The sequence below is a fragment of the Maribacter sp. PR1 genome, from assembly GCF_028464145.1.
Lineage (GTDB): Bacteria > Bacteroidota > Bacteroidia > Flavobacteriales > Flavobacteriaceae > Maribacter.
In genome coordinates, this window is the sequence record NZ_JAQPCG010000001.1 from 267,867 (window position 1) to 293,516 (window position 25,650).

The 25,650-nt window shown below is 39.3% G+C and carries 18 protein-coding genes; 10 read left to right on the forward strand and 8 right to left on the reverse strand.

The features are described from left to right. The first annotated feature begins 12 nt into the window (after positions 1 to 12). From PP182_RS01270 to PP182_RS01300, 7 genes are all read left to right on the forward strand, one after another. Positions 13 to 2,112 carry a bifunctional aldolase/short-chain dehydrogenase gene (locus PP182_RS01270; RefSeq protein WP_272649511.1) on the forward strand — a complete coding sequence of 700 codons (2,100 nt, stop codon included), beginning with the start codon at positions 13 to 15 and terminating at the stop codon, positions 2,110 to 2,112. A 74-nt stretch (positions 2,113 to 2,186) separates the two neighbouring features. Then, the gene (locus PP182_RS01275; protein WP_272649512.1) at positions 2,187 to 3,467 is read left to right on the forward strand and encodes a sugar isomerase; all 1,281 of its coding nucleotides are present in this window, start codon (positions 2,187 to 2,189) and stop codon (positions 3,465 to 3,467) included. 3 nt (positions 3,468 to 3,470) lie between these two features. Further along, complete coding sequence (locus PP182_RS01280; RefSeq protein WP_272649513.1) at positions 3,471 to 4,841, forward strand: FGGY-family carbohydrate kinase; 1,371 nt, start codon at positions 3,471 to 3,473, stop codon at positions 4,839 to 4,841. Positions 4,842 to 4,847: 6 nt separating this feature from the next. Further along, positions 4,848 to 5,999, forward strand: a complete 1,152-nt coding sequence (locus PP182_RS01285; protein WP_272649514.1) for an alpha-hydroxy acid oxidase — start codon at positions 4,848 to 4,850, stop codon at positions 5,997 to 5,999. A 19-nt stretch (positions 6,000 to 6,018) separates the two neighbouring features. Next, complete coding sequence (locus tag PP182_RS01290; protein ID WP_272649515.1) at positions 6,019 to 7,425, forward strand: purine-cytosine permease family protein; 1,407 nt, start codon at positions 6,019 to 6,021, stop codon at positions 7,423 to 7,425. Positions 7,426 to 7,618: 193 nt separating this feature from the next. Then, positions 7,619 to 8,257: a SanA/YdcF family protein gene (locus tag PP182_RS01295; RefSeq protein WP_272649516.1), complete on the forward strand. Its 639-nt coding sequence runs from the start codon at positions 7,619 to 7,621 to the stop codon at positions 8,255 to 8,257. A 39-nt stretch (positions 8,258 to 8,296) separates the two neighbouring features. Continuing rightward, the gene (locus PP182_RS01300; RefSeq protein WP_272649517.1) at positions 8,297 to 9,547 is read left to right on the forward strand and encodes an NRAMP family divalent metal transporter; all 1,251 of its coding nucleotides are present in this window, start codon (positions 8,297 to 8,299) and stop codon (positions 9,545 to 9,547) included. Positions 9,548 to 9,839: 292 nt separating this feature from the next. Here the strand turns inward: PP182_RS01300 and PP182_RS01310 are convergent, their stop codons facing one another. The 7 genes from PP182_RS01310 to PP182_RS01340 form a co-directional block, all read right to left on the reverse strand. Beyond that, positions 9,840 to 11,759, reverse strand: coding sequence for an OmpA family protein (locus tag PP182_RS01310; protein ID WP_272649519.1), 1,920 nt, complete (start codon positions 11,757 to 11,759; stop codon positions 9,840 to 9,842). A gap of 10 nt (positions 11,760 to 11,769) precedes the next feature. Next, a complete protein-coding gene (locus PP182_RS01315) occupies positions 11,770 to 12,753 on the reverse strand; it encodes a PorP/SprF family type IX secretion system membrane protein (RefSeq protein ID WP_272649520.1) in 984 nt (327 codons plus the stop codon). A 5-nt stretch (positions 12,754 to 12,758) separates the two neighbouring features. Beyond that, positions 12,759 to 17,243, reverse strand: a complete 4,485-nt coding sequence (locus PP182_RS01320) for a Calx-beta domain-containing protein (protein WP_272649521.1) — start codon at positions 17,241 to 17,243, stop codon at positions 12,759 to 12,761. Between the two features lie 158 nt (positions 17,244 to 17,401). Next, a complete protein-coding gene (gene fabD, locus PP182_RS01325; RefSeq protein ID WP_272649522.1) occupies positions 17,402 to 18,286 on the reverse strand; it encodes an ACP S-malonyltransferase in 885 nt (294 codons plus the stop codon). A gap of 69 nt (positions 18,287 to 18,355) precedes the next feature. Continuing rightward, positions 18,356 to 18,874, reverse strand: a complete 519-nt coding sequence (locus tag PP182_RS01330; protein ID WP_272649979.1) for a gamma carbonic anhydrase family protein — start codon at positions 18,872 to 18,874, stop codon at positions 18,356 to 18,358. 14 nt (positions 18,875 to 18,888) lie between these two features. Beyond that, positions 18,889 to 19,620 carry a LytR/AlgR family response regulator transcription factor gene (locus tag PP182_RS01335; protein ID WP_272649523.1) on the reverse strand — a complete coding sequence of 244 codons (732 nt, stop codon included), beginning with the start codon at positions 19,618 to 19,620 and terminating at the stop codon, positions 18,889 to 18,891. After that, complete coding sequence (locus PP182_RS01340; protein ID WP_272649524.1) at positions 19,621 to 21,819, reverse strand: histidine kinase; 2,199 nt, start codon at positions 21,817 to 21,819, stop codon at positions 19,621 to 19,623. A gap of 203 nt (positions 21,820 to 22,022) precedes the next feature. Here PP182_RS01340 and PP182_RS01345 point away from each other — a divergent pair, with 203 nt between their 5' ends. Further along, complete coding sequence (locus tag PP182_RS01345) at positions 22,023 to 23,198, forward strand: VWA domain-containing protein (RefSeq protein ID WP_272649525.1); 1,176 nt, start codon at positions 22,023 to 22,025, stop codon at positions 23,196 to 23,198. 45 nt (positions 23,199 to 23,243) lie between these two features. Here PP182_RS01345 and PP182_RS01350 read toward each other — a convergent pair whose 3' ends face one another. Then, the gene (locus PP182_RS01350; RefSeq protein WP_272649526.1) at positions 23,244 to 24,266 is read right to left on the reverse strand and encodes a PorP/SprF family type IX secretion system membrane protein; all 1,023 of its coding nucleotides are present in this window, start codon (positions 24,264 to 24,266) and stop codon (positions 23,244 to 23,246) included. 123 nt (positions 24,267 to 24,389) lie between these two features. Between PP182_RS01350 and PP182_RS01355 the strand changes: the two genes are divergently transcribed. Both PP182_RS01355 and PP182_RS01360 read left to right on the forward strand, forming a co-directional pair. Then, a complete protein-coding gene (locus PP182_RS01355; protein WP_272649527.1) occupies positions 24,390 to 25,298 on the forward strand; it encodes a NifU family protein in 909 nt (302 codons plus the stop codon). 72 nt (positions 25,299 to 25,370) lie between these two features. After that, a complete protein-coding gene (locus PP182_RS01360; protein ID WP_272649528.1) occupies positions 25,371 to 25,571 on the forward strand; it encodes a dodecin family protein in 201 nt (66 codons plus the stop codon). The last annotated feature ends 79 nt before the right edge of the window (positions 25,572 to 25,650 follow it).

Here is a 25,650-nt window from a genome sequence, read left to right on the forward strand (position 1 = left end):
TAGAATAAAAAAATGGAAACAAAAAAGTTCAATCACGTAGACTACCTCTGGGACAATGAAAAGGCAGCCGCTTTAGGCGATGACCAAGTTGCATTATTTCTTTATAGATCCAACATTTTAGGAGCCGATTTAAGAATTACCAATTACGGTGGTGGTAATACCAGTTGTAAGACCATAGAAAAAGATCCCTTGACCAATGAGGAAGTTGAAGTAATGTGGATCAAAGGTTCCGGTGGGGATATTGGTACATTGAACAGAGCGGGAATTGCAGGTCTTTATACAGAACGATTACGGAACCTTAAAAATGTGTATGGCGGTTTAGAGGATGAAGACCGTATGGTAGGCCTATTCAATCATTGCATTTATGATTTGGATAGCAGGGCACCTTCTATTGACACCCCTTTACACGGGCTACTACCCTTTAAACACATAGATCACTTGCACCCAGATGCCCTCATTGCCGTGGCGGCCGCAAAGGATAGCGAAAAAGTTACGAAAGAAATTTGGGGAGATACCATGGGATGGGTACCATGGCAACGACCTGGTTTTGACCTGGGACTTCAGTTGGAAAAATGTTTGAACGATAACCCAGGAATTCGTGGTATTGTATTGGGTAGCCACGGATTGTTCACTTGGGGCGATACTTCCTACGATTGTTACATGAATAGCTTGGAAGTAATAGAAATGGCCTCTGAATTTATAGAAAAGAAAATCAAGGAGAATGGAAGTGTTTTCGGCGGACAAAAAGTGACCTCATTACCCGAAAAAAAACGAAAAGAAAAAGCAGCGCAATTAATGCCTTTATTAAGAGGTCTTTGTTCTTCTGAAGCTAGAATGATCGGTCATTTTAATGATAGCGATGTTGTTCTTGAATACATCAACAGTAATGATTTGGAACGATTGGCACCCATGGGCACCTCCTGCCCCGATCATTTTTTGAGAACAAAAATCCAGCCTTTGGTTTTGGACTTGGATGTAAATGAGGATACGAATGACTCCGACGCCCTATTGAAAAGATTGGAACCTGCATTTGAAAAATATCGTGAGGAATACAAGGAGTACTACGAAAATTGCAAACGGCCCAATAGTCCGGCCATGCGGGACCCTAATCCGGTCATAATCATTTACCCGGGAGTGGGCATGTTCAGTTTTGCCAAAAACAAGCAGACTACTCGGGTCGCCAATGAATTTTATGTAAACGCTATCAACGTTATGCGAGGTGCAGAGGCAATAACGGAATATACATCACTACCAAGACAAGAAGCATTTGACATAGAGTATTGGTTGTTGGAAGAGGCCAAATTACAGCGTATGCCCAAGGAAAAGCCACTTTCAAGAAAAGTAGCTCTAGTTACCGGTGCCGGCGGAGGAATAGGCAAGGCAATCGCCGATAAATTGGCCCAGGAAGGCGCCAATGTAATTCTTAGTGATATTGCCGAAAATCGTTTACAGGAAGCTGTGGAAACGTATCCAAGGGATGTCGCTAGATATGCGGTGTGCGATGTAACCAAAACGGAATCCATTGAAGATGCCTATAAAAAAGCCTGTTTGGAGTTTGGAGGAATTGACATTGTAATTCATAGCGCTGGCTTGGCAATTTCAAAACCCTTGACCGAAACGACCGAAAAAGATTGGGACCTCCTTCAAAATGTATTGGTGAAAGGTCAATTTGAATTGGCCAAACAAGGGGTAGCTATCATGAGACAGCAAGGACTAGGTGGGGATATCATCAATATAGCAAGTAAAAATGGATTGGTTTCAGGCCCCAACAATGTTGGATATGGAACCGCCAAAGCGGCACAACAACACATGTCTAGATTACTGGCGGCAGAATTGGCCTCCGATAAGATTAGGGTAAATGTCGTGAATCCGGATGGTGTCATTGTTGGTAGTAAGATATGGGAAGGAGAATGGGCCGAAGGACGCGCTAAGGCCTATGGTATTACAGTAGACGAACTTCCCGCACATTATGCCAAAAGAAACCTACTCAATGAAATCATCTACCCAGAGGACATTGCCAATGGGGTTTTTGCCCTAGTTGGCATATTGGACAAATCCACTGGAAACATTATCAATGTTGATGGGGGTATGGCCAATGCATTTGTAAGATAATCGTGTTAATTTTAAGTTGAGGGAAATCTCCACAAGCGTAATGCTTGTGGAATTTCTCTATTTAATGAAAAGGTATGATAGTAAACAAATCAGATATAGCATCGGATAATCAAAAATCACTTCAAGACCATCAAAATAAATTTGATTTTTTGTCCAATTCTTTGGCAAAATCAGAAATTATTGTAGATGATCTTGTAAATAAACTGGCTGACTTCCAAGTGGCCATTCCCAGCTGGGCCTTGGGTGCAGGAGGAACGCGCTTTGGCCGTTTTTCCTATGGCGGAGAGCCAGGCACTTTGGAACAAAAGATGGACGATGTAGGAGTCATCCACTCGTTGACCCAAACCGCTGGGGCTATCTCCCTACATATACCGTGGGACATACCAAAAGACTATGAAGCCATAAAACAAAAAGCAGCCCAACACCACTTACTATTTGATGCCGTAAATTCCAACACTTTCCAAGATCAGAAAAATGCCAAAGAAAGCTATAAGCATGGTTCTTTAAGCAATATCAGTACAGCCTCTCGTGAACAGGCCATACAACATAATATCGATGTAATAAAAATAGGTGAAAAGTTAGGTTCCAAGAGCCTGACCGTTTGGCTATCTGATGGGGCCAATTTTCCGGGACAGGGCAACTTTCAATCGGCACTTCAACATACGGAGGATAGCTTAAAAAAGATTTACAATTCCATGCCCAAAGATTGGAGTCTTTTTATTGAATACAAACCTTATGAGCCCAACTTCTACAGCACAGTAATTCAAGACTGGGGTACTTCATTTATGTTGGCCAATGCTTGTGGCGATAGGGCGTATACCTTGGTGGATTTGGGGCATCACCTGCCCAATACCAATATTGAACAGATCGTTGCGACGCTCATGCTCAAGGGAAAATTGGGAGGTTTTCACTTTAACGATAGTAAATATGGGGATGATGATCTTACCGTAGGCTCCATTAAGCCTTATGCCCTTTTCCTTATCTTCAATGAACTGGTACAAGGAATGCAACACAATCCCCAAAATCCCTATCCGGCTTGGATGATCGACGCAAGCCATAATATCAAAGATCCGCTGGAGGACTTAATACAATCATTGGAAGCCATTCAGGAAGCATATGCAAAAGCAATGCTTATCAATCAGAATCAATTAAGGGAAGCCCAAGCAGCGCATGATGTGGCACTTTGCCAAGAAATTATACAATCTGCCTACCGGACCGATGTAAGACCCTTATTAGAAAAAGCCCGATTGGCACGAGGCGGAGCCCTCTCACCTATTCAGACCTATCGAAACCTAAAAGTAAGGGAAACATTGATAAAAGAAAGAGGTCTTCATTCGGTAGCATCGGGACTTTAAGTTATGCAGAACGTAACGGCCATATTTGACATTGGTAAGACCAATAAAAAGTTTTTCCTTTTCGACACCAATTTTCAGGAGGTGTACCGGGAATATACGTCATTCGATACCATTGAAGATGAGGACGGTCACCCAACGGAAGACCTATTGGCACTTCAAAGATGGCTAAAAGGTGTTTTTGACAGCATACTTAACGAAGGGAAGTTCAATGTAACCGCCATAAATTTCTCAACCTATGGTGCCAGTTTGGTGCATTTGGACGAAAATGGGGAAGTACTTACCCCTTTGTATAATTACACTAAACCCTTGGATACCGAGATTATTGAATCGTTTTTTGAAAAATACGGTCCAGAAGATAAATTTGCAGCCGTTACTGGATCCACAAATTCAGGAATGCTGAACTCCGGGATGCAACTGTATTGGCTGAAAACCAAAAAACCGGAACTATTTAAGAAAATTAGATTCTCTCTACATCTTCCTCAGTATATCAGTTACGTTTTTACCGGAATTCCTCTAAGCGAATATACCAGTATTGGTTGCCATACAGCTTTATGGGATTATTCTAAAAAAGACTATCACTCTTGGGTTTATGCAGAAGGTCTTCATAAAATATTCCCTTCTATCGTTTCCACGGAGACCAGTATCAATATGAACTATAATGGAAAACGAATTAAAATTGGTGTTGGCATCCATGATAGTTCCGCAGCTTTGCTTCCTTATGTTCGTAGTATAGAGAAGAAGTTTGTATTGGTTTCTACAGGCACATGGAGCATTACCTTAAACCCCTTTGAAAATGGGGTATTATCTAAAACTGAAGTAAAGCAGGATTGCATCAATTATATGCGGATCAATGGAAAGCCAGTGAAATCCACCCGATTGTTTTTAGGAAACGAGTATAGTCATCAGATTAAAATTCTATCGGAGCATTACCAAGTTTCCGAAGATTATCACACCTCGGTTGCATTTGATATGGAATTATATCTGAAGTTAAAAAAGGATTTTCAGAACAGGTTTTCATGGAAGGTTTTAAACAGTCCTGAAATGCCTACTAAAACCATTATTAACTATGATACTTTTGAAGAGGCCTACCACCAATTGATGATGGAATTGGTGGAACTGCAAGTGAAAAGTATAAAAATGGCCCAAGGGGCTATGAGTATCAAAAGACTATATATTGATGGTGGATTCAGCGATAATGATATTTATATTCAGTTATTATCCGATGCCTTAAAAGATATGAAACTCAGAACGACGGATTCCTCCTTAGGATCAGCTTTGGGAGCAGCCATCGCAATTTCTGATGTGAAATTAAATTCCAAGTTTTTAAAGAATAATTACTCGTTAAAAAAACACGTACCTTTTATTACCAAATAAAAAGCAATGGCCAAAAATTTTGACTCAAATTATCCCTCGGTAGACGATTTAAGAAACAAAGCTAAATCTAGGGTTCCCAGATTTGCTTTTGAATATTTGGACGGAGGCTGTAACGAGGATGTAAGTTTGGCAAGAAATACCAACGATATCCGGGAGCTACAGTTAGAACCCAGATATTTACAAAATTATGGTACCAGCTCCACCAAGACCAAGGTGTTGGGAATGGAATTCGACGCACCTTTTGGGATTGCTCCAGTGGGATTACAGGGTTTGATGTGGCCCAACTCACCGGCCATTTTGGCAAAAGCAGCTTTCAAACACAACATTCCCTTCATTTTAAGTACGGTAACTACGATGAACATTGAAAAAGCGAGTGAGTTGACCGAAGGTAATGCCTGGTTTCAGTTATACAACCCCGTAGATGATGCCATTAGGGACGATATCATTAATAGGGCACAAGCGGCAGGTTGCCCAGTTTTGGTATTACTCTGTGATGTTCCCACATTTGGGTTCAGGCCCCGTGATTTTAAGAACGGACTGGCCCTACCTCCAAAAATGTCCATCGCCAACATCCTACAAATTTTGGGAAAACCTACTTGGGCATTCAATACCTTAAAATACGGACAACCCACCTTCGAAAACCTAAAACCATATACGCCAGAAGGGCTTAATTTAAAACAATTAGGGGCTTTTATGGACAAGACCTTTTCCGGTCGACTTAATGCAGAAAAAATAAAACCCATACGGGACAAATGGAAGGGCAAATTGGTATTGAAAGGTGTGGCCTCGGAGCAGGATACCCAAGATGCTATTAAAATGGGCTTTGATGGAATCATCCTTTCCAATCATGGCGGAAGGCAATTAGATGCCGCACAATCCACCATTGGCACCCTACAGGACGTTGCCGACAAATATGGTAACCAAATAGAAATTATGCTGGATAGCGGCCTACGTTCAGGACCCGATATTGCGAGGGTTATGGCCAGTGGTGCTAAATTCACCTTTATGGGACGTTCCTTTATGTACGGCGTAGGTGCACTGGGTCCAAAAGGTGGAGATCATACCATAGGCATGCTCAAAACCCAATTTCAACAGGTGATGGATCAGTTATGCTGCAAAAAGGTTGAGGATTTGCCAAACCATCTCATTAAACAATAACCAACTTAAACAATACTTTATGAGTCAGTTCAATATTGAGGAAGAAATTGAGGAAATCGCTGGCGGTGAATTTGAAAGGGAACCCGTACCTCAATCCAAATTAAAAAGCTGGAAAAGCTTCTTGGGTATGTATGCGGGTGAGCACGCCGCAGGAACCGAATTTGTAATTGGCCCCCTATTTCTCACTACTGGAGTTAGTGCCTTTGATCTAATCATTGGTTTGTTATTGGGTAACCTAATGGCCGTGTTGAGTTGGCGATTCCTAACATCTGAAATAGCCGTTAAAAGACGACTGACCTTATACTACCAACTGGAAAAAATCTGTGGCAAGAAACTGGTAATTGCCTATAATTTGGCCAATGGAATCCTATTCTGTTTTTTGGCAGGATCTATGATTACAGTCTCCGCCACGGCAGTGGGTATTCCGTTTGATATGGAAATGCCCAAACTCACGGATACCATGCCCAATGGAGTTACGTGGATTGTAATTGTTTTGGTCATTGGGGCAGTGATTTCGCTCATCGCCTCAAAAGGTTATGAAATGGTATCCAGAGCAGCCAATTGGATGTCACCAGTCATTGTATTGGCATTTGTTGTTTGTGGCATTGTTGCGTTACAGCAGTTGGGAGTTGAAAGTTTTTCAGATTTTTGGAATATCTGGGGAGATGGAGGGGAACCTTTTCCCGGACAAATAAAATATACTTTCTGGCATGTTTTCTTTTGGTCATGGTTTGCCAATGCCGCTATGCATATTGGTATGTCCGACCTATCCGTGTTTCGATACGCAAAAAAGGCCAGTTCCGGATGGACATCGGCAGCGGGAATGTATGTTGGCCATTATATGGCATGGATAGCTGCGGCATTATTATATGCTGTTTACATTAGAACACCGGAAGCACAGAATTTACTAGGAATTGGCGAGGCCCCTACGGTAGCCCCGGGACCCTTGGCATATAATGCGATAGGCGTTTTTGGAATCATCGCGGTTGTACTTGCGGGTTGGACAACGGCCAATCCTACTATCTATAGGGCAGGTTTGGCATTCCAAGCCATTATGCCCAAAACTACGACATTTTGGGTAACTATATTAGCGGGAACTGTTGCTACCATCGCTGGTCTATTCCCTGCATTCGCAATGAAACTGTTGGATTTTGTTGCTTTTTATGGATTTGTACTTGCCCCTGTGGGAGCAATAATCGTTTTTGAACATTTCTTCCATGATAAAGTAGGAATAGTGCAGGATTATGCCGAAAAGGCCAATTTAAAGTTTAATAAGTCCGTTTTATTAGCTTGGGCCCTTAGTTTTGGGATCTTCTATTATGTGTCCGTTCAGTTCAATATATTTTTGTCCTTCGTGACCTTACCGGCATGGTTATCATGTGGTGTTTTATATTTGGTTTTCAGTCATTTTACGCAAAAGAAATAATCCGTATGGATTTCGATATTAAGCCTTTTAAATCTCACTTTATAGAAGTGATATACCCATTTCTAGAAACGTATGTGACTAAAATTACTAAACATGTATAGAAGATTGCCCACCTGTTGGATACCACAATGAAAGATTGCCTATTTTTGGATACTTAAGAAGAACATTGATGATGTTCTCAAAAATTTGATGGATGTTGCGCAAGAAAGCTTTGAGATTATTGGTTGCCTTAATATTCATGACCTTAATAGCGCTAGTTGCCAGTAATACCATCATCAATTCCTTTGCTATCGGTAAAACTTTTGATTCCTTATCCCAAGTTCCAAAAAACAAGGTAGGTATGATACTGGGAACGGCAAAAAAAGTAAAAGGGGGAGGTTCAAATCCATACTACGCCAATAGAATAGCCGCTATTGTTTCCTTATACAAGGCCCATAAAATTGATTTCATCTTAGTAAGTGGGGATAATGGCAGTGTATATTACAATGAACCGACCACAATAAAAAATGACCTTATTAAAGAAGGAATACCTTCCGAAAAAATATTTTTGGACTTTGCAGGCTTCAGAACATTGGACTCCATGGTAAGGGCCAAAGAGGTTTTTGGCTTGGATGAAGTTACCGTGGTTTCACAAAAATTCCATAACGAGCGTGCCATCTATCTAGCCCATAAGTTTGATTTAATGGCCATAGGATATAATGCCGAAGATATTGCCCTTGAGTCCGGCTTAAAAGTTCAATTGCGGGAATATTTTGCAAGAGTAAAAGTGTTTATCGATCTGGCATTAAAAACACGTCCTAAATTTTCTGGGGACGAAATTAAAATTGAATGATTAATTTAGGCCTAATGAAGCTTGCTGGTCGATTTCATTATGGACAAACTTAAAATTCTAATTAAAAACTTGGGGCCCGGATTACTTTTTGCCAGTATGGCCATTGGTACTTCCCATTTAGTTTTGTCGACTAAGGCCGGTGCACAATATGGTTGGGTCATGGTTATTCCAATCGTATTGGCCAATGTTTTTAAATACCCATTTTTTGAGTTTGGAGTTCGTTATACCAGCGTCACCAACAAAACCCTTATAGAAGGGTATCTAAATAGAGGAAAAGGCTATTTATGGTTTTATGCCTTTATCACTCTTTTTTCGACCTTTACAATTTTAGCGGCACTTTATACTGTAACGGCCGGCCTGTTTATAAATCTATTTAAAACCACAGGTGTATCCATAAGTATGGTTGCTTTAGGGCTATTTGTATTTATTAGCACCTTACTCATAGTTGGCAAATACAAATTTTTGGAAATCAGCCTAAAATTTGTTGTCAGTATTTTGTTTATTGCTCTGATAATAACAACCGGTCTGGTCCTACTTAACGGTCAGAAGAGTCCAATAGAGGCTTTTGAACCTACACCCATCTTTAATGAAGTCGGTATATTATTCCTAATTGGTCTAATGGGTTGGATGCCCACCACGGTCGAAGCTTCCAGTTGGGTTAGCCTTTGGAGTATTGAAAAATGGAAGACCCAAGAAAAACCTACTTTAAAGGAATCGCTCCAAGAATTCAATATCGGATACTTCTTAACGGGGTTGCTCGCCATATTTTTTATGTTGATTGGCTGGTTTACCTTATATGGCACCAATACAGTCCTAAGCAACAATGCAGTTAGCTTTGCAGATCAAGTTGTGCAGCTATTCACGACCCATATAGGACCATGGGCCTATATTTTCATAGCAATATCTGCCTTTGCTACCATGTTCAGTACATGTATGACCGCTCATGATGCAGTAAGCCGAGTTAGTTTGGATATATTGGATTTGTTATTTCCTAAAAAGGGCACCCTCCAAACAAAACTAAATTTTGCCATTACAGTGGTCCTACTTGCCATAGTAAATTATATCGTTATAGCAGCTTTTGCAGCCAATATGGGGAATTTAGTGGCATTGGCTACCTTTGTATCTTTCGTGGTGGCCCCACTCATTGGTTACATGAATTTAAAAAATGTAATGAGCAGTGATGTAAACCCAAAATTTAGACCCAATAAATCCCTGCAAATACTAACCTATTTGGGTATAATTTTCCTTACACTCTTTTCCGTGTACTATTTCTGGATCATCATTTTTTGACCCTACCTAAAACCTTTATGGACGGGGCCTAACGAGTAAATTTGGGATTGGATATTGATTTTTAGACCTTTGTAATGAAAATAAATAAAAAATCATGAAACTTATTTCCATCAAAAGGAGAACAAAAAAGGAAAAAAGGTATACTCAAAAAATGGGAGTTTTATATACTGATGTAACTTACATTAAAAAATTTGCATTTGGTATTCCCTATAGAACAATGCACAAGTATCGTGGCACCTATTATGGAAAAATCAAGGAGTGTGGCGAGTGTGTATTAGCCAATTGAAATAAGTTACTCACTTACAACTTCTATTAATGTACGTTCGTTTTGTTTATGGAGAAAATTCAAACAATATACGCCATCGGTACAGTTGTTCGTGATTTTTTCTTCTCCATACCCTACTGATTCGATTATATTTTCCTCTGGAACATTTTTACTTAATAGATAGTTCTTGATAGCATCGGATCTTTGTTGAGACAATTTCTTGTTTGTACTGGCATAACCCCTGCTATCGGTATGAGTCTCTATTCTTATTTTTAAATCTGGGAAACTTTTTACAGCTTCAACTACTTTATCCAATTCAGTGGATACTTCTGGGTTAATATCACTTTTGTTCTTGGCAAAAAAGAATTTTTTCAGCTTTATAACATTTTTTCCTTCTGCCTCTGTAAGCAAGTCCACTAATTTTAAAAGTTCGATATTATAGGATTGCTTTTGAATTTCCTCTAATTCTTTTCCGGTATAATTTTTAGAATATTCCGAGAATTCGCCTTTACCCGATTGGATTGTAATTTGATTAACCCATGGTACCTCAACCGTAAAATTTCCATCATCATTTGTATATAATTCTTTTAGCAAATCTCCATTATCACTAAGTAGTTTTATTTGAGCCTTCGCAATTCCGAGATTCGAGGACACATCCACTACCCTGCCCCTTAAAGCGAAAGTCTTTAATCCAGGAGGATTGTTCATCTGAAAACTGTAAATATCATCTTTACCCTTTCCTCCTTTTCTATTGGACGCGAAAAAACCCGTGTACTCTTCGTTTTCTTGTTTGATTATCAATCCGAAATCATCTTCCTTTGAATTTATACCGTTACCTAAGTTTACAGGGATACCGTAAACATCACGGTCCTGAATTCTTGACTTATAAATATCCATTCCTCCTAAACCATAAAAAACATCAGAAGAAAAATACAAACTACCATTAAACAAGTATGGAGCTATTTCGTTTCCCGGTGAATTGATTCTTGGACCTAAATTCACAGGTGCTGACATTATTTGGCCGCTATTTGTAGACACATAATACAAATCGGTACCTCCATAACTATCATCAAAATTCGCCGCGAAATATAGCCTATCTGTTTCGTCGTCATAGAAGGGATAATAGAACGAAGTACTTAAATTTTTAAGTAAAAATCTAAATTGACCGGAGTTAGAGACAGTTCCAAGAGCTAAAGCATTTTTTCCCTCCTCATCAAAAGCCATTTCATTACCCTGAGTATTGGATAGGATATAAAAAAAACTTTCACTTTTTTTTGAATAAAAAGGGGTGGATTTATGAAATTTTGAACTTGGTATTTTATTGAATACACTAGGGTTTCCAGCTGCTCCGGTTTCATTGATGGTAACTTCATAAATATCCAAATATGACTCACCAGAAGGTGCATAAACCGCTTTGGAATCCAGAGGCCTACTGCTACTAAACAAAATTTTGTTCTTGTAAAAGGCCGGTGAAAAATCCGTTTGAGGAGAATTGATTGTAAGGTTTTCAATATTTAAATCGTTTGCCTCCATAACCCCATCCTCCAAAATCTCGAAGTTGAACTCGGCATTGTCCATTAATTCATTAGCCAACAAAGGAGACTTGGAATGTAAAAAGGTTTTCACCCGATCCTTACTAGAACTTTTAGATAAACTTTGTAATAATTGGTTAAACTGATGAACGTTCATGATGGTGTCGTTCTTATTTATTTCTTGGTATAGCTCTGCGGCATTACCATAACTTCCCACCTTAAAATACGAGTCGGCCAAATTTAGCACCTGTCTATTGGTCAACGGACCTTTTCGCTCCTCCTTTTTATATTCCTCAATAGCCTTTTCATATTGATATCCATAAAAGTAATTATCTCCCTTTGAGCTTTTACCTTGGGACAACAGAATCCCGGGAAGCACAACTATTAGAAGAAAAATAAGTTCTTTAACCTTCATACCTTTCAATTTAGAAAAATCTGGGAGAATCAATTTGTTTTGGTTTATTCTTAAGTTCCTTATCCTTGGCTTTACGTGTTTTATTTTCACCGCTAAGACCAAGAGAAAACTTTAAAATTATTTCATGGGATCCATTATTAAAATCTCCCAATAAGTTTGTGTTATAATCGTACGAATAGCCTACGAACATACCCTGAGAAATTTGGAACCCTGCAAGACCACTGAATGCATTGTTAATTCTGTAAGATGCACCAGCTGTAAAGGAGTTCGAAATTAAAAAATTTGCAGAAACATTCATGTTCAAAGGATTTCCTTGAAGTGAATTAATCAAAAATGCTGGTTTAAATTTTAAATTATCCGATAGATTGAAAACATAACCCCCTATAAAATTAAATTGAAGGCGGTCCTCAATAATGGTGGCAACATCATCATTATATATTCCTTCGGTCAAAAAGTTAGGTACAGAAGTACCTAAATACCAGTTATCACTATATAAAAACAAACCCGCACCAACGGTAGGATAAAATTCATTAAGCGTTTGCCTATTCAAAATAGGCTCACCAGGATTCTCAAAGGTACCTTTGGAAAAATCAACATTCAGTGCGGAACCACCTGCATCGATACCAAATGACAGATAAGTAGTACTTGAAATGTTTATTTGGAATGAATAGGCCAAATCAAAATAGGTCTGCGATACAGGTCCCAACTGATCATTTACAATATTAAGACCTAGGCCATGCTTTTCATTGGCCATTGGAACATTCGCACCAACGCGAATAGTTCTTGGAGCACCAGGAATGTCAATCCATTGGGCACGATACATTGCGGTAATCTCTGGACTTAGCACGGAGCCTACATAGGCAGGATTAAAACTCCCAATATTGTACATGTATTGCGTGTATTGAGGCTCCTTTTGAGCATTTGCTATGCTCATGCTGAGAACTACTGAGAATAGGAGTACCTTATAAATTTTATTAAAAATTCTCTTTTTCATAAATATTACCTGATGAGTTGAATCCAACCTTTGTCTAAAGTTGGCCCATTACCCACATTATAATTTAATATGTAAAAATATGTGCCCTTTGGAGCTTCTTTCCCTTCCCATGTACCGTCCCATATTTCAGGATCTGTCCTTTCCTCTGGAGTTTCAAAAACTAAATTTCCATACCTATCAAAAATTTGAATTTTATATACAATAGGTTCTACAGATCCTGTAATGGGATTTCTTAAGTTGATTCTTAGTATGTCGTTTGTACCATCTCCATTAGGCGAAAATTGATTGAATAAAAATCCAGGGTCGGCAGGAGTGGGAGCATTGACATTTACTTCGGCAACACTACTATTATTTTCGGCATTGCTATCTGCGGGAGATGAACTTACGTAAGCGGCTGTATTTGCAAAAATAACTTCAAAAAGAACCCTGACCACAATTTGTAATGTAGCCTCTTGTTCATTTATTAATGAAGGTATTTGCCAAAGTCCTGTTTCTAGATTATAGGTTCCTATACTTGGATCCAAAATAGAAACTATTTCATAATCGGCATCTTCTCCTTGATCCAATACATCCTGAACAGCAATGTTATTTATAGTTTCTCCATTTTCCGATTCATTTGTTACGGTGATAGTAAAAGTAATTGTTTCACCAATCAACGGATTTGGTACGTCCACTGTTTTAACTATAGACAGATCTATTCCTTCTGGTAAATCTACATTTAATTGCACTGATGCAGTATTGTTGACCATGTTTTCATCAACAGGTAAGGAGGACAATAGTTCTGCCGTATTTGAATAATTTCCATTTTCCGTAACAGTAGCCGTGATTTGTAGCGTTTCGGTGCCCAATTCCGTTATTAGAGGAATTAACCATTCACCGGTAACTTCCGAATATGTTCCAGCGGAAGCATTACTCGAAACATAGTTAAAACTAGTCCCAAGAAAATCGTCAACAACAATTTCACTGGCATTTCGGGTGGTATCCAAATTATTTACCGATATGGTAAATGTAACGGTATCCCCTACGGTAGCCTCTATATTATCCACTGCCTTTAAAACTTCTAAATCAATGGGTAGGCAATTTGGGTGCTCTGCATTTGGATCGCAAGGGTTATCAGGATCCGTACCATTGGTTATTTCATCGCTATCCGTTATATCATCTCCATCAAAATCACATATACCATTTTCGCGATTTGGAATACAAGGGTTGTCATTATCAGGATCCTGTTGATCATTAACTCCATCACTATCGGTATCGGCTGTATTTGACTCTAGGGCATCGATTATTCCATCACCATCTTCATCCAGCGGATTTTCTGTATCAGGACCTACTTCCACACCATCTTCAATACCATCTCCATCGGTATCCGGATTATTAGGATCAGTTCCCAAAGTAGCCTCTTCCCCACCTAAAAGTCCATCATTGTCATCATCCGTTTCACAAGAACTTACCGTTATAATGACGTTTATGGAATTTTCGGTACAGGGCGCTGTTGAACCTGTGGTTGTAAAGGTAAATACGTACTCACCTGCCAACAAATCTCTAAAGTCAACGATATTGGAACCATCGATAGATACCATTCCGGAGGGGTCGGTATCTACACTCCATACCCCAGAACCTTCTCCGGTTAACCTATCATCAAGGTCTATAATAGTTGGGCCGTTTTCGGGTACACTACAAATAGATGCATTGGTAGCCGTACCTGTTGATACTTGAATGCCAATTGTCACTACAACTTCTATACGTTCAGAAAAACAACCGTTTTCTTCAGCCTCAACCCAATACGACCGGGATGTATTTAGATTAGGCGTAGTAAAACTGTTACCACTTGCCAAAGGCGTATCCGAATCCAAAGCATCATACCAATTAATGGAAGCGGATGGACTGGCACTTGTAGCCGTTAGCAAGACCGTACCTGGTCCACAGCGCTCTTGATTTTCAGCGGTTGGTGCAGCAGGTATTGGATTCAGTACTAAAGTAACTTCTATGGTCCCACTGGCACAATCGTCATCAAAATTAGTTGGTGTTCCATTATCGTCTAGAAAGAAGCCATAGTACGTGAATTCTTCGGTAATTGAATTTATTTCACTAGGTGACAAATACGAATTCTCCTCCAAAGGGTTTGAATCCCTACTCCATCTCAAAGAAATATTAGGATCATTGTTTACACTTTGGGTATAGTCATTTAGACTATTAACATCGGGGTTACTAGCAAAAATGATATCTCCATCCGTGCCACAAAACGTTGTTGGAACATCCATATTCAATGTGGGTGCAGCCACACAATTGTCATCGTCATTAATCGTTCCGGTAGCACCCCCACTTCCAGCTAACGTAACCCCATTACTAGGATTACCCAACTCCACGGTAAATGTTTCCGTCAGTTCAAGTAATTGATCATTGATAATGGCTACCGTAATAGGCTGGACTTCTTCTGCAGTACCATCAAAACTTAGTGGACTATTCGTTGTTAAGGTAAAATCAACTCCCCCTCCTGTTGCAGAACCGTTGGAAATTGAAAAAGGCACTGTTGTACCACCAGCTACGGCTGCGCTAAGGGTTACATTAAACACTAAATTTCCAGAGGCAATATCTTCATTTACGGCAATATCTGAAATAGTTAATGTGGCAGAATCATCATCAGAATTCGTTGCATTGATTGTCTGATCAGGAAGACTATCAAAAGAATCGTCGCTGGCGGCATCGTTCACGCTTACTGTTATATCATATAACTGTGCACCATCCAACACATTATCATTAACTCCAGTTACAGTTACTATCTGCGGACTAGCAAAATTAGCAGAGGTAAATGTTAAGTTTGCAGGGGAGACCGTGCCTTCTCCTGTATTTGACGAAGCTATGTTCAGGACCACATTGCTAGCTGGGGCACTTGTCAGAACCACAGAAAAAGTATCGGTAACATTTGGCTCAGACGTCGTCGTTCCAGCACCGGTCTCAGTAACTACAAAACCAGCGACGTCATCATCGGTATTTGTCGCATTGATTATTTGGTCTGGAAGAGTATCGAAAGCATCGTCGCTACTCGCATCATTTACACTCACAGTGATATCGTATAGTTGTGGGCCGTCCACCAAGTTGTCATTTACCCCAGTAACCGTTACTGTTCTGGGAATATCAAAATTGGCCGCGGTAAAGGTCAGACTTGCAGGAGCTGTCGTTCCCTCTCCCGTATCTGATGAAACGATATTAAGTACAACATTGCTTGCAGGGGCACTGGTCAAAACCACCGTAAAACTATCCGTGTCGTTCGGCTCAGACGTTGTAGTTCCCGACCCACTCTCATTAATTGTAAATCCAGGGTTATCATCATCGATAATAGTAACGGTAGCGGAACTTGGACTTCCAGCAGTATATGCGCTGCCACTTACCCCTGTAATTGTCAAAATCACTGGTTCGTTGCCTTCAACAACATTATCGTCTATTGGTGTTACATTAATACGAACCTGATCATCATCATCCCCGAAAGTAACCTCCCCAAAAGTACCGTTTACATTATAATCCTGTCCAGCACCTGTTGATGTTGCAGTACCCTCAAGGATATAGGTTACAGTAATATCATTTCCAGTCGTGTTGGGTTGACTTAGATTGATTTCAAATCTACCATTATTACCTCCCCCGCCGCCATCTTCGTAAGTTGTTAAGCGTCCTGGATCGGTTACTACTGTGACACTACCTACATCATCGTTAAGAATAGTTCCAGTTGCGGTATCTGAATCAATTATGGCATTGTTACTAGACGTCAAGTTCACAGTAAAGGTCTCCGCCCCTTCGACTAAATTATCATCAAAAGTATCAACTGTAAATTGCTGTGTTTCTCCTAATGTTCCCGTAAAACTAAGATCTGCTGGAGGAACATCATTATAGTCGTCACCACCATTTGCCGTTCCATCCATATAACCTATAGCGACGGTAAAAGGTGCAGAAACGGCGTTGTCCAAGGTAACAGTGAAATTTATACTACCTCCTTCCTGAGCCGATTCCTCATCTATGGTTAAAGCAGCGGTATCATCATCCGCTATGATAACAGTTGCTTGACCTGAGCCACCTATATTATAATTTGCACTTGGAGTAAGGACGACAGTAACCGTTTCATTTCCTTCAAGGACAAAATCGTCCAAAACATTCACGTCAACAATTTCTTGTCCACCTGTAAGAAAATCATAATTAACAGTAACCGGCGCTAAAGATATCGTATAATCCACTCCTGAAGTGGCCGTACTGGATCCCAAAACTGTAAAATTCACCTCCACCGAGCCATTGCCTGTAAAGGCGTCCACAGTTATAGCAAAACTTCCTGTGGTAGTTGGGATACCCTCAGATGCATTTTCATCATTTGAAATCCTAACCGTTTGACCATAAACATTGGTAAACGAAATAAGGATTAAAAGCAGTGTGCAAAAATGAAGTAATCTTTTAAAGATGGTCTTTTTATAAGTATTTCGTAGAAAAAAAATAGCTTTCAATTTCATAGCACTAATCTAAATTGCTAATTACAATTTTTGAATCGGTTCTCACTGTTCAGCAAAAGTTGGGGGTCAATATTACTAAAAAAAACTGCTAAGCCCTTAATAAACAGATTAAATCGTTTTTTCTTTGATGAAATACAGTAGAATGTCAGTTTTGCGTATTATTCCAATTCTGGAGATTGGGTCGCTACGCTAGCATCAATTTTCTTTACCAAACCTTGAAGCACTTTTCCAGGACCAATTTCTGTAAATAACGTAGCGCCATCGGTAATCATGTTTTGTACACTTTGCGCCCACTTAACAGGTGCGGTTAACTGCGAAATCAAATTTTTCTTGATTTCCTTTTCTTCCTTCACTGCCGTAGTGGTCACATTTTGATATATGGGACAACTTGGCTTTGCAAAACTTGTGTTTTCTATAGCCAAAGCCAATTCTTCCCTTGCCGGTTCCATCAACGGGGAATGAAATGCTCCCCCAACTGGTAAAACAAGTGCTCTTCGCGCACCGGCTTCTTTCATTTTGTCACAAGCTAAATTTATCGCTTCTACTTCTCCGGAAATCACCAATTGACCTGGGCAGTTATAATTCGCGGCTACCACAATACCCGGGGTATCTGCACAAACTTTCTCAACGGTTTCATCATCTAGCCCCAAAACCGCAGCCATAGTACTCTTTTGTAGTTCGCAAGCTTTTTGCATGGCCAATGCTCTTTTTGACACCAATTGTAGTCCATCCTCAAAATTTAATGTGCCATTAGCTACCAAGGCAGAAAATTCTCCTAGGGAATGTCCGGCGACCATGTTTGGTTTAAAACTTTCACCCATTATTTTACTCAACACAACGGAGTGTAAAAAAATGGCGGGTTGGGTTACTTTTGTTTCCTTTAATCCTTCTGCTGTGCCATTGAACATCGTTTCCGTAATTGGAAAACCTAAAATTTCATTGGCTTGATCAAACATTTCCTTTGCTATGGAATATTTTTCATAGAGATCTAGTCCCATACCTACAAACTGAGCCCCTTGTCCGGGAAAAATATATGCGTTCATTTTTTTTAGTTTTAGTGCTGCAAAAATAAGCAATATACTTCTAAGGACCATTTGGACCTACTGAATGGGTTAATCATTTTCCTTGAACCAACCAGAATACATAATGTAGGCCTCCGCTATCCTATTGATTTCGCCTGTACTTAGTTCCGGACTGATATCCTTTATCTTCTTAGCGGGCATCCCAGCATAAACACTTCCAGAAGGTACATGCGTTCCTTTCGTTACAACCGCTCCTGCAGCAATTATGCTGTTACTTTCCACCACACAATCGTCCATGATAATACTCCCCATACCTACCAATACGTTATCCTTTAAGGTACAGCCATGTACGATGGCATTATGTCCAATAGATACGTTGTTACCAATGGTGGTTGGCGATTTTTTGTAGGTACAATGAATTACCGCACCGTCCTGAATATTAACCTTATCCCCAATCTTTATGTAATGAACATCGCCTCGTATAACCGCGTTGAACCAAACACTACATTGGTTTCCCATGCTAACTTCCCCAACTATTGTGGCGTTTTCAGCAATAAAACAATCCTCGCCAATTTTTGGAATTTTACCCTGGACTTCTTTAATCATAATTAAATCTTTTTTCCTTAATCAAAAAACGACAATAAATCTTTCTTTTTAGAAGCGGAAACAAGCAATTCCTTCCCGTTGGAAACCACAACACTTCCTCCTTTACCCTTCCTATACTTTACCACTTCATTCACGTTGACCAAATAGGACTTGTGAATTCGGGCAAAATGGAAATCTGTCAAAGCATCCTCAAAATATTTAAGCGTTTTACTCACCAAAATTTTCTTGTTTTCCAGAAATATCTCCGTGTAGTTATCATCAGCTTTGCAATATAAAATATCTCGAATATTGAGCACCTGAAATCCATCTTGCTGAGGCAAAGTCAATTTTCCTTGGATACTTTTTGTATTGGTGTTCAAAACCTTTTCCTGCAGATTATTCTCCTTTACCTTTATTTCTGCAACATAATCCACGGCCTTTAGCAACTCATCAATGTTTATTGGTTTAGTGAGATAATACGCTGCATGGTGGTTTAAAGCATCCTTGGCATAGTGATCATAGGCCGTAACAAAAACCGTTTCAAAAGTTCGGTCCGGAATCTGGTCCAACAAATCAAAGGCATTGCCAAATGGCATCTCAACATCTAAGAAAACAAGATCTAACTCATTATTTGCAATAAGTTGTAAACCTTCCTTAATCGACGAAGCCTCCCCCAATACTTGTACATTGGGACAGTATTTATGAATGTAGTTGCTCAATATCTCCCTACTATTCGATTCGTCTTCAACTAATATAGCCTTTAGATTCATTTATCTTTTTTTTAAGGTAAACATGACTTTAGTTCCCGCTCCATTGGTCTTCAAATCTGAAATTTCAACGGAAACCTTATCCCCGTACATATCGTTCAAAATAGCAACTCTTTGTCTTATATTACCCATACCCTTGGATTTTTGTTTCTTTTGATTCACGGTTTTTAATTCCGCAGATTTTTTTCTGCCGATACCATCATCCAATATCAAAATTTGTAATTCGTCGTTACTTTTGGTACTTACTCTCACTTCCAAAACTCCTTTTTCTTCCTTGTACCTAAGGCCATGCCAAATGGCATTTTCAATATAGGGTTGCAACAACATAGGCGGAATCTGAAAGTCCGAAACATCCAAATTTTCATCAACATTCAATTTATAGTCAAACTTCTCCGGAAACCTGGAATGCTCTAGTTTTATGTAAAGTTCCAGCAACTCCAATTCCTTGGAGAGGGGAATAAAATCCTCTTCTGAATTCTCCAAGACGGAACGCATCAATTTTGAAAAATCGCTTAGGTATCTATTTGCACTCCTTTCATCGCTCTTTGAAATATAATTATTTACGGAATTCAAGGCATTAAAAATAAAATGGGGGTTCATCTGTGACCTCAAGGATTTTAAGGCCAATAGATTATTGGCCAACTTTTGTTGCTGATTACTCCGATAAAAAAAGAATGCGGCCAGTGCGGTAAGCAATAAGCCAAAAATCAAGGAGTAGATCACCCAGCGCTGCCTTTTATAACTTTCTTCCGCCAATTCCTGCTCCGTTAAGGCCAGATCATATTTACTTTGTGAAAGCTCCCGCTCTTGTTCCAAACCTGTAATTCTACTTTGGGTAGAGGCTAATTCCCTATTGAATCGTGCAGCTCGGGATATTTCCTGCTCCTTCCTAACATATAGGGTGTCTACCAAGGATACATATTCCTGATACGTTGCTAATGCGCGGTTATAGTCGCCTCGATATTCATATACTTCCGATAGCTTTCTTGTTGCATCTTTTTGTACCACCAAATCATTATTAGAATCTGCTTCAACAATACTCCGCTGTAAGTAGGGAATGGCTTCGTCATATTTATCCTGAGCGATGTAGGCATTGGCAATTTTATAATTGATGCGCTGTGTAGTAATGGTATCCCCTAAATCTGTTGCTTTGTTTTCTTTGGGCAAATTTATTTTATCCAGTTCCTCCAAACTATTTTTCCGAATAGCTATCTCCTCTGAATATTCGCTTTTTTTGTTATAAAAATCGGCTACTTTCTCGCGTTCCTGCAGTGCTCTTTTTGGGGCTAACTGAGTAGCCAATTCTACCGAATTACCATAATAGACCTCTGCCTCCCTTAGCTGGTTATCCTGCGCATAAGCATCGGCAATTTTAGAGTTTAAATCGGTCATCTTGGGAGTAATCTGATTTTTCGTGGCTACCATCAACCCCTCATTGTAATAACCTACGGCAGTCCTAATATCGCTTTGCTCCCTTTTTACATCTCCAAGAATTTCATAGAGCTCCACACGTTGATAGGGCACCATACTTCTTATTTTTTGCAGAGGTTTCAGTATCTCTTCCGCTTTCTGAGGCCGATCGATAATTACATAGGTCCTTGCCAACAAAAGCGACGTTGAAATTGTTTTATTGGCATCCAGGGCATCTTCAAAATTAGCGATGGCCAAATCGTATTGTTTATGGTGTAAATAGATTTCCCCAAGCATCGATAAGGATTTAGCCAACTGGTCCCTATTTCCAGTCGGTCCCAAGATTTCCATACTTTGGGCTACAAAATCTATACTCTTGGCAATGTCCGTTTTCTTGTAAACCTGCGCAGAATCCAGTAGAGATACGTAATTTCCAATATCACTTTGAGAAATGGAAGACCTACTCTTTTGGATGTTTTTTGTAGCCTCCTCCTCCACCTGAAGCGTAATGTCGTCCCTACTTGAAATACGATGACGGACAGTTTCAAAAGTAGAATGTTCAAGAATTAAGTCTTCACCCACGGAAGCCGAAATTTTAAACTCCCCCAATCCATTTGTCATGGTATTCTGGCCAGAACTTGTGGAAATCGACACACCTGAAATTGGCGAGTGGGTCTCTTTATATTCCACCGACCCTTCCAAAATAAAATTGGAAGCTTGATTGGTCTGGCCAATAACTTTTACGCCCGTTAGGAGGAGCACTAGAATCAGATGTAAAAAAGATTTTTTCATTCCTATTAATTACCGTAAACATAGCTGATTTACATCACACTAAAAAATGACATTTTCAAGTATAACAAGGCATTTGAGCTCCTTTAACCCCTTTAACTAATAGAGATGTTCCGTTAACTCACTAAAAGGGTACGTTCCCTAAAACTAACTATTTATTGAAAAAGTTTGGATTTATGTTTACACCGTAATCAAAACGAAAATCGATGAGAAATCTTAAAAAAATTATAGCGCTAAGTTCAATAGCCTTGACCCTAACCGCTAGCTATGGTTGTGAACCAAAGGTCAAGGAGAAAAAACAAATATTATTGGCAGAAAGTGTTGATCCCAATAAAGAAACTAGAAACAACACGGTTAAAATTGCATTACTCCTAGATACGAGCAATAGTATGGATGGGCTCATCAATCAGGCAAAATCCCAATTGTGGGATATCGTAAACGAATTTACACATGCCAAATGCGGAAACGAATCACGGCCGGAACTGCAAATCGCCCTTTATCAATATGGCAACGATGACCTGTCCTATAGGGAAGGTTATATTCAACAAGTTCTTAATTTCAGTAGTGACTTGGATGAAATTTCAGAAAAACTCTTTTCATTGACCACAAATGGTGGCGAAGAGTATTGTGGAGAGGTCATACAGACTTCATTAAAGCAATTGGAATGGGGTAAAAATCCTGATAATCTAAAGATGATCTTTATTGCGGGAAACGAGCCCTTTACACAGGGCAAACTAAACTATAAAGCTGCCGTAGGCAATGCAAAGGAAAAGGATGTTGTCGTTAATACCATTTTTTGTGGTAATTATGAGCAGGGTATTGAAACCGAGTGGAAAAAGGGTGCACAGCTAACCGGCGGGGAGTACATGGCCATTGATCATAACCGCGAAGTTGTCCATATTAATACTCCTTATGATGACATTATCATCAAACTAAATTCCAAGCTGAACAAAACCTATGTGGGTTATGGAAGCAGAGGAGCATCCAAAATGGAAATGCAAGTAACTCAAGACGATAATGCCCTAGCCCTAGAGGAAGTGGTAGCCGTAAAACGAGCTGTTAGCAAAAGTTCCCGTCTCTACAACAATAAATCTTGGGATTTGGTAGATGCTTCGGCAGAGGCCGATTTTGAACTAGAAAAATTGGATGAAGAAAGTCTACCAAAGGATTTAAAAGGAAAGTCAAAAAAAGAAATAGAGAAGTATATTGAAACCAAACGTATAGAAAGGGAGGAAATTCAAAATGAAATTGCCGAATTGAATCGTAAGAGGCAAGAATACATTTCAAAAAATCAGAAAGAAAATGCAGAAGGCGAACTGGAAAGCGCCATGTTAAAAGCTATTAAGAAACAAGCCGGATTAAAAAACTATAGTTGGGATTAAAACCTAGCATGAAACAAAGGTCTTTCAATAAACTGGAAGGCCTTTTTAATTGGCCGCAGGACAATAACAATCATACTTACGCTCTTGCTGTCCAAAATCGTAACCTAAAGTTATTTGATGGAATCCACCGTTTGAAAAACGAATATCCCCCATTTGATAAGAGTAGTTATAAGAAACTAGGAAGTTCTTGATATTTGCTCCAATAATCGGTGTGATCAGTTGCAATCGCTGTTCTCCAAAACTAGTAGCTGTTTGATACTGTGCACCATCAAAACTTCTTCTGTAGGATAATCCACCCCAAATACGACCAAAATTAACGTCCTTGTACACCTTTGCGTTCACATCCATCGTTTTCTCTCTAGTAAACTCCGTTAATTGAAAAAGGACTGAAGGTTCAAATTGCCATTCGTTACGGCCGAAAATATAACCGGCAGAAATAAGGTATCTTCTTATATTATCTATAACCAATTGGTCTGGATTATCCTGCCTATCTCTATAATACACATTCCTTCTACTCCCTGTTAAAGCGTTTGTTACCGCAAAGTGGGTATAAAACTCTTGGTAATTATAGGAAAGCCCTAAATCTACGTTGAAATAAGTAGAACTTAACTTTATACCTGAAATAGCAGGATCTACGACGGTAGATCTGAAGTCAGTTTCATCTAAATTACTCTGGAGTACCGTGGCACTTAGACCAAATGAAAGTTGGTTCAGTACCCTAATATCCTGGCTACCCATTCTTAAGTGATGAGCATAGGTTCCCTTAAAACCAGTTTGGGAATGATAACCATTGGCATCGTTAAAAATGATGGCGCCGATTCCACTAGGGGAATCACCCAGCCTAAAATGAGCATTGAGCGTTTGCAAATTAGGCGCATCTTCTACATCAAACCATTGTTTTCTAGCAGTTGCCCTAATTTTCCCCCCTTGGCTTACCCCTGCCATGGATGGAAAAACCAAATAATAGTTATCTGACAAATAATCAAAATAAACGGGGATACCCTCTTGAGCCTTGGAATTTATCCCAAATAACAGGAAGGAAAACAAAATAATAAGTTTTAATCTCATTTCGGAAATTTGGGGTAAATATTCAAATAGTGCCAAATATAAAGTATAACGGTACAACCATAACATTATTATGTTGAGTGGAAACTTAGAATTCCTTCGTATTTTTGTAATAAATTGATAGAAATGAAGGAGTACAACATTACGGTGGTAAAAACCAAAAACCCAACAATACTAAAATTTGAATGCAATCACATGTTGGTCAAGCGAAAAAACTATGAATTTAAAAACATAGATGAAGCAAAAAAATCACCTTTAGCACAGCAACTTTTCCACCTTCCATTCATTAAAACTGTATACATCTCGGGCAATTTCGTAGGAATGGAGCGCTACGATATCGTGGAGTGGGAAGATGTGAAAGACGAAGTGGCACAACAACTTGTGGAGTATCTTAATGCCGGGGAGCCTGTTGTAATAGAAGAGGATACCGATAAACCGATTGCCGTTACCGTTTATGCAGAGGTTACACCAAATCCGGCAACTATGAAGTTTGTTGCGAGTAAAAAAATTGTTGGATCCATGTTTGAATTTAAAAACATAGATGAGGCAAAGGATTCCCCACTTGCGACGCAATTGTTTCAATTTCCTTTTGTTAAACAGGTTTTTATTGACGACAATTATGTGTCCGTTACCAAATTTGACGTGGCGGAATGGGAAGATATTACTATAGAGCTCAGGGAACACATCCGAAATTTTATTGCTGAAGGAAGAGATATAGTTACCTCTAATGCAGAACCCATAAAAACAACTGAAAGCAAGGATAGCAAGCAAACCGAACCTCAAGAAGATTTGGATGATACTTCTTTGGAGATTATAGATATTTTAGAGGAATACGTAAAACCAGCTGTGGCCAGTGATGGTGGAAATATTCTTTTTAAATCCTACGAACCCGATAGTCGTACAGTGAATGTAATTCTTCAAGGGGCATGTAGTGGTTGCCCATCCTCAACATTTACCCTAAAGAACGGTATAGAAACCATGTTAAAAAACATGATGGGAGACCGAGTACACGAAGTAGTTGCTTTAAACGGTTAAAAAATCTAGCATATGAGTGTAATTTCTTCTTTTAAATACTTAAATTGAAGTGAACCTAAAAAAACACTAATTATGGCAGTTTTAAAAGTTATAGAAGTATTGGCTAATTCCGAGAAAAGTTGGGAAGAAGCCGCAAAAAATGCAGTGGCACAGGCCTCTAAATCGGTTAAAAACATTCGTTCTGTATATATTAATGAACAAAGTGCTACGGTTGAAGATGGAAAAATGGTAAACTATCGTGTGAACGTAAAAATCACGTTTGAGGTAAACTAAAATCTTCAATCATAATAGAATAACGAGCGCCCCAACAAGGCGCTTTTTTTATGGCAACAATACCATTAACTTTGAATAT

Bases quoted from the DNA above. Each gene is read 5' to 3' on its own strand.
- PP182_RS01270 (WP_272649511.1), top strand. From the start codon at position 13: ATGGAAACAAAAAAGTTCAATCACGTAGACTACCTCTGGGACAATGAA.
- PP182_RS01275 (WP_272649512.1), top strand. From the start codon at position 2,187: ATGATAGTAAACAAATCAGATATAGCATCGGATAATCAAAAATCACTT.
- PP182_RS01280 (WP_272649513.1), top strand. From the start codon at position 3,471: ATGCAGAACGTAACGGCCATATTTGACATTGGTAAGACCAATAAAAAG.
- PP182_RS01285 (WP_272649514.1), top strand. From the start codon at position 4,848: ATGGCCAAAAATTTTGACTCAAATTATCCCTCGGTAGACGATTTAAGA.
- PP182_RS01290 (WP_272649515.1), top strand. From the start codon at position 6,019: ATGAGTCAGTTCAATATTGAGGAAGAAATTGAGGAAATCGCTGGCGGT.
- PP182_RS01295 (WP_272649516.1), top strand. From the start codon at position 7,619: ATGTTGCGCAAGAAAGCTTTGAGATTATTGGTTGCCTTAATATTCATG.
- PP182_RS01300 (WP_272649517.1), top strand. From the start codon at position 8,297: ATGGACAAACTTAAAATTCTAATTAAAAACTTGGGGCCCGGATTACTT.
- PP182_RS01310 (WP_272649519.1), bottom strand. From the start codon at position 11,759: ATGAAGGTTAAAGAACTTATTTTTCTTCTAATAGTTGTGCTTCCCGGG.
- PP182_RS01315 (WP_272649520.1), bottom strand. From the start codon at position 12,753: ATGAAAAAGAGAATTTTTAATAAAATTTATAAGGTACTCCTATTCTCA.
- PP182_RS01320 (WP_272649521.1), bottom strand. From the start codon at position 17,243: ATGAAATTGAAAGCTATTTTTTTTCTACGAAATACTTATAAAAAGACC.
- fabD (WP_272649522.1), bottom strand. From the start codon at position 18,286: ATGAACGCATATATTTTTCCCGGACAAGGGGCTCAGTTTGTAGGTATG.
- PP182_RS01335 (WP_272649523.1), bottom strand. From the start codon at position 19,620: ATGAATCTAAAGGCTATATTAGTTGAAGACGAATCGAATAGTAGGGAG.
- PP182_RS01340 (WP_272649524.1), bottom strand. From the start codon at position 21,819: ATGAAAAAATCTTTTTTACATCTGATTCTAGTGCTCCTCCTAACGGGC.
- PP182_RS01345 (WP_272649525.1), top strand. From the start codon at position 22,023: ATGAGAAATCTTAAAAAAATTATAGCGCTAAGTTCAATAGCCTTGACC.
- PP182_RS01350 (WP_272649526.1), bottom strand. From the start codon at position 24,266: ATGAGATTAAAACTTATTATTTTGTTTTCCTTCCTGTTATTTGGGATA.
- PP182_RS01355 (WP_272649527.1), top strand. From the start codon at position 24,390: ATGAAGGAGTACAACATTACGGTGGTAAAAACCAAAAACCCAACAATA.
- PP182_RS01360 (WP_272649528.1), top strand. From the start codon at position 25,371: ATGGCAGTTTTAAAAGTTATAGAAGTATTGGCTAATTCCGAGAAAAGT.